The following is a 4,958-nucleotide window of genomic DNA, read 5'->3' as shown; positions in this document are numbered from 1 at the left end:
TCCCCCCTCCTCTCCTACCTCCTCGCCCCCAGGGAGCTCTGGCCCCTCCTCAGGTCAAACAACCTGGCCGAGTCCTTCAACTCCCTCCTGGAGAGGAGGAGGTTCGGGAAGTGCCACTCCCCCTGGAGGATACTCCAGATCGCCCGGGCCATAGCCCTCAACTACAACCTCTCGACCTGTTATCTCATTCTTGTAATAATATTACAGGGTTCCTTATTTCTTCGTGAAACGGTCAAATATATTCAATAATTCCTCCATTGAATAAGTCCAAATCAACAGAGATATTACAATTTGCAAAGGAGCCCTGAATCGCCCTCTGGGAAAACTACTATTACTAGTTTGTCTAGCTATGAGATTTTCTTAGCAAATCAAAAAAAGATAATATGTACAATGAATCGTCATTTAGATGATTATAGAACCTTATTCAATATTATTAATGGGAGAGAACTTAAAAAGATTATTGAGAATATGATTTCAGAACGTGCGTTTTGGGTCTACGTCTTAAATAGATATTTCGAATGTGAGTATAAGACTAAATTGCCTTCATGGAACTCGCTATTAATCAAACAAATAAAGCTAGCTATAGAAGGTAATACATCGTGGTCTTCCCTAATAGGAAGAATATTTGCTATATTATTAGCTTTAACAATGGGAAAGAAAGGTAGCGAAATATTTCTCAAAAAACTTTACAGTATTAAAACCTAATAATATAATATCAATTTATGAATAAAATAGGTAAAACTTTATATAATCTTCATAAAGTGTATAATCTTATTAAACTTAAAAATAGTAAAATTAAACCTTATGACTCATTATTAATATTTAACTCGCTTCTAGGAATAAAGTCTGACTTAGTTACAGAATTGGCTGAATTCATTCAGAATTTCGATTCTGACATCACAATAGCGACCTATTATTTAACAGCATTCTCAGTTTGGTTTTCACAAAGTAAAAGGCCTCTTTATTTAATGCAAGACTTCCCAGAGTTAGTTGAGAATAATGAAGGGAAAATAGGACTAAACATGTTTAAGCTCTCTCTAAAACTTCCTTTCTCCTTCGTTACAGTTTCCTCTTACACTAAACGGTTAATACTTGATAACAACCCTACCGCTAGAGTTACCATAGCTAACCCTGGTGTTAACTTAGAAGTTTTCAGACTGAAAAGAGAGCTGCAAAATGATAACAAGAGGAGAGTTATGCTAATACTAAGGGGTCAGAAACAAAAAGGAGACGACATAGGCTTAGAAGTTTTAAAAATAGTTAATAAAAAGATACCTATTCATGCAATAATAGTTGGTAGTAAAGATTTAATAAAGGCATATTCTAAAAATATTGGCATGGATTTTTCTTATACCGTTTTCTAAAATATCGATGACGAAAAGCTGTCTAGGCTTTATTCATCAGCTGATGCATTCATTTTCACATCTTACGCTGAGAGTTTTGGTTTGCCGCCCTTAGAGGCTATGGCTTGTGGAACACCAGTAGTTATGAGTGATAACAAAGGTTCTAGGGATTATGCTGTAAATGGCTACAACGCATTGGTAAGTCAACCTGGCGATGTTAAGTCTTTATCTGACAATTTAATTAAGGTTCTGCAAGATGATAAATTGAGACAGCAGTTATGGGAATCTTAGGGAGGTAATACCAAGAAGTCGGTATTAGCGAGAAGTTTTTATTTTTCGACGTCTTCCTGCTGAAAAGATGCCGAACGGAAAAGGACAAATCGAGTTGGCTAGGGAGAGGCTGGTCAAGGCGGTCAACAGGCTGGGCGTGGTCAGGAGGAACGGGAGGAGCAGGAAGGTCGGGTTGGCACTAGTCCTCACGGTCCTGGTAGGTGGGAGGGCCAGCGTGAGGAACGCGGCCGAGACGTTCGGGTTGGACTACGCAAACCTGCTGGAGGCGTTGGGAGAACTCGACGGCGCGTGGGGGCTGGAGGTCCTGTCGGGGCTGGTGAAGGGTCAGGTGGCCGTCATCATAGACGACACCGTGGACCACAAGGAGTACTCCAGGGGGAAGGACGTGAGCCCCCACGGGAACTACTGGATCTACTGTCACGCCCACGGGAGGTTCGAGAGGGCCAAGCTCCTCACGGTCGCCATAGTGGACCTCTCCACGGGCAGGACGTTCATGGTGGGAGCTTTCCCCTACGCCGTGAGGAAGATGTGGGATTTGGGGATGGTTACCGAGTTCAAGACCAAGATCGACTTGGCCAGGGAGATGTTGGACGTGCTCAAGGAGCACTTCCGCGTGTCCAGGGTCGTCTTCGACTCGTGGTACTGTCCGAGAAGCTCGTGAGGGACAACGTGGTGTCTGAGCTCAAGTCCAACCGAACTCAGGGTCGAGTCGGTCCAGGGGACCCTCGAGGAGGTGGAGGGACACCTCCGAGTGGGAGACCTACCCCCCGGAGTCTACTACGCCGACCTGACCCTGGGAGACCGAGTGGTTACGGTAAAATTGCTAGTCCGGGAATATAAACGTGACTCTGGGACACACGTCAGGTACCTCTACACCACCGACCTCTCGCTCAGCGGGGAGGAGGCCTGTCGTGTGGGAGATCGAGGAGCTCCAAGGGACGTCAAGGCCCTGGGACTCATCCTTCTGGAGGAGGGAGAGGCTTCAGGGCCACCTCACGATCTTCACCATCAACAACGTCGTCAGGGAGCTGGTGGGGGAGCTTAACCTGAGGAGCGTGGAGGCGTTCCTCAGGCTCTCGAACGTCATTTAGGCGGACCGCCGGGGCTGATGAAAATCTTTAAGTTACGTTAAAGTCCCATAACTACTGTACTTAACAAGAAATTCCATAATTGTTATGTAACGTTTCAAATTATATAGAAATGTCATTATCAGCTACTCCTCAATTATTTCGCGATTAAATAAAGAACCTTAGTTATCCTCTTTAAACTATAGGGAGTAAAGCCTTCAATTACCTTAACTTCTTCATTACTTATTGTTCCTAACAATTTGAAACCCAAAAGAACTACTATTAATAATACTTCCCAATTTATGAAAGCTAAAAAAGATAAACCTATCAACGCAAGGCCTGCAATTTCCCTCCTTTCCAGTTTGAATACACCTTGAGAATAGGAGAAAAACAAATAGAGGAGTGAAGTAATAATCACGTTAAAAGCTTGAGCAATCGCCGCTCCGTAGATACTTATCCTAGGAATAAGATAATAAGACACTCCTACGACCTCTGCTGCGCTAATTATGCCTATAATTATGAAAGGCCTATAATCCTTTTTTGCGGCAATCATAAAAGTGGATAAGAGTTGTAACGGCATCGTTGAAGTTAAGGACAAAATTAACAACTGCATTGAGGGAATTCCTAAAACGTATTGAGGGAAGAACTTAGAAATGAAAAGAGGGGAAATAGCGTAACCTAAAATAGCTAAAGGTAGAGAAATTAGGGTGACAATTCTAAAACTCACGGAAGAAATCTCTTTCATGTCCTTTCCCTTTGTGTAATAGTACGTCGAGGAAGGGAGAAGAGAAGAAGAGAAAGACGAGATAAGCGTTGATGGAACAATCGCAGCTAAGGCTACTAACTGGTATATACCCAAGTAATAGGAGCCTAAAAGGAAAGCAGTAACTACCCTGTCCCCTTGACCAGAAATGAAATAAACGACGCCGGTTAAGTATATAGGAAAGCCTACCTTTGCAATTTCCTTAAACGTAGTCTTGTCAAGAGAGAACTTGAATGGTAGGTGAATTTGATAGTACACAGCTTTCATTACAGCCCCCAGAGTCCAAATCAATATTAAGAGCTCTACACTATGGTAGAAAATTGCTATTATTGAAAAACCCCACCTGGAAATAGTGAAAACTGCATTACCTACATTAACTTCAGTAAACTTACCTAAACCTGTTAACAATTGGCCTTGATAGTTTGTGAAAAGATAGATCACGAAATAGGGGATAGACATCCATAAATATGACGGAAAGAACAAGAGGAAAAGGAGGAGGGGAGATACTAGGAGAGAATAAGAAAGGGATGTGTAGACGAGCTTATCATAACCTTGAGAGGAAGCGTAAGAATGCGAAACTTCTCTGGTAACTAACTGGTATGGAAGGATAGAGAAGAATGCTCCAGTAATGGTCTCCATAAGTTGAATTATTGCCACTTTTCCTACAAAGGATGGAGTAGCGAAGTGCCCTGCTACAAGGAAGAATACTAGTGCAAGAACTGAGTTAAATAACGTTGTGGAAAGGAATTTCAGTGCCCCACTTAATGGATTCACATAGTGTAAATACAGTGGATATTTTTAAAGGTTTAGGTATAAAAAGTAGTTAAGTTTTGTGTTAAAGATAGATTTTATATGGTTATTTACTCAATTAAAAACTATATTGAAGTATTAAATAAAATAATTTTAACTATTTATAATTATACACATTTTACCATTAGTACCAAAAATTAACTAAATTAAATAATAAGTTTATCATTTTTGTATGCCTTTAAAATCCCTATAGGTTTATCCTCATAGTCTACATTGAACCCAGCTTTTCTCAAAATGTCTGGAAGATCCTTAGGGTAATCATGAAACTCTAAGATTATATTTTCTATCCTATTTAATATGTCTGCGGGAAGATCTCTGGGCGATTCAGGTCTCCATTGCGATTTCTATTTGTTTCTATAGAATGAAAGTGACTTAATTGATCCTACATCAGTAACACTAAAAAGGGGACGAGCGCTAGGTCATACCATGAGATCTCTATCCAATCACGTGATGACCACGCTCGTCCCCGAGGTAGTTGGGGAGGACGCGTTATTAAATGAAACGGTGGCTGAGATCGAGAGGAGGGCCCTGGAGGAGGCGGAGAGGACCTCCCCCAGGTCGGTAGACCCAAAATCGTATTATGAAAAATAATTCTGATAGAATAATATCGATTCATGGCAGATAACAGGATTTATAAGGGTATTAAGAATTCAGTTGAAGAAAGGTTTAAGGTGAGGGAGATGT

General features: G+C 41.4%; 3 protein-coding genes and 3 pseudogenes. 5 read left to right on the top strand and 1 reads right to left on the bottom strand.

The annotated features are described in order from the left end of the window. The 4 genes and pseudogenes from METMK1DRAFT_RS07640 to METMK1DRAFT_RS07625 form a co-directional block, all read left to right on the top strand. Nucleotides 1–249, top strand: a pseudogene (locus METMK1DRAFT_RS07640) (IS256 family transposase); the annotation flags it as partial. 473 nt (nt 250–722) lie between these two features. Then, nucleotides 723–1,364 carry a glycosyltransferase family protein gene (locus tag METMK1DRAFT_RS19040; RefSeq protein WP_009072548.1) on the top strand — a complete coding sequence of 214 codons (642 nt, stop codon included), beginning with the start codon at nt 723–725 and terminating at the stop codon, nt 1,362–1,364. Between the two features lie 3 nt (nt 1,365–1,367). Beyond that, a complete protein-coding gene (locus METMK1DRAFT_RS19035) occupies nt 1,368–1,634 on the top strand; it encodes a glycosyltransferase (RefSeq protein WP_342632961.1) in 267 nt (88 codons plus the stop codon). Between the two features lie 67 nt (nt 1,635–1,701). Next, a pseudogene (locus METMK1DRAFT_RS07625) lies at nt 1,702–2,679 on the top strand (IS701 family transposase). Nucleotides 2,680–2,858: 179 nt separating this feature from the next. On the opposite strand, the gene METMK1DRAFT_RS07615 reads toward METMK1DRAFT_RS07625, so the two are convergent. Then, nucleotides 2,859–4,238, bottom strand: coding sequence for an oligosaccharide flippase family protein (locus tag METMK1DRAFT_RS07615; RefSeq protein ID WP_009072542.1), 1,380 nt, complete (start codon nt 4,236–4,238; stop codon nt 2,859–2,861). 462 nt (nt 4,239–4,700) lie between these two features. Here METMK1DRAFT_RS07615 and METMK1DRAFT_RS18200 point away from each other — a divergent pair. Beyond that, a pseudogene (locus METMK1DRAFT_RS18200) lies at nt 4,701–4,839 on the top strand (IS256 family transposase); the annotation flags it as partial. Between the last annotated feature and the right edge of the window lie 119 nt (nt 4,840–4,958).

This window comes from Metallosphaera yellowstonensis MK1 (genome assembly GCF_000243315.1).
Classification (GTDB): Archaea; Thermoproteota; Thermoprotei_A; order Sulfolobales; family Sulfolobaceae; genus Metallosphaera; species Metallosphaera yellowstonensis.
This window is presented reverse-complemented; position numbering and strand designations above follow the sequence as displayed.

What these genes read in the sequence shown, in the direction of transcription:
- METMK1DRAFT_RS19040 (WP_009072548.1), top strand. Translation starts at nt 723, where the DNA reads ATGAATAAAATAGGTAAAACTTTATATAATCTTCATAAAGTGTATAAT.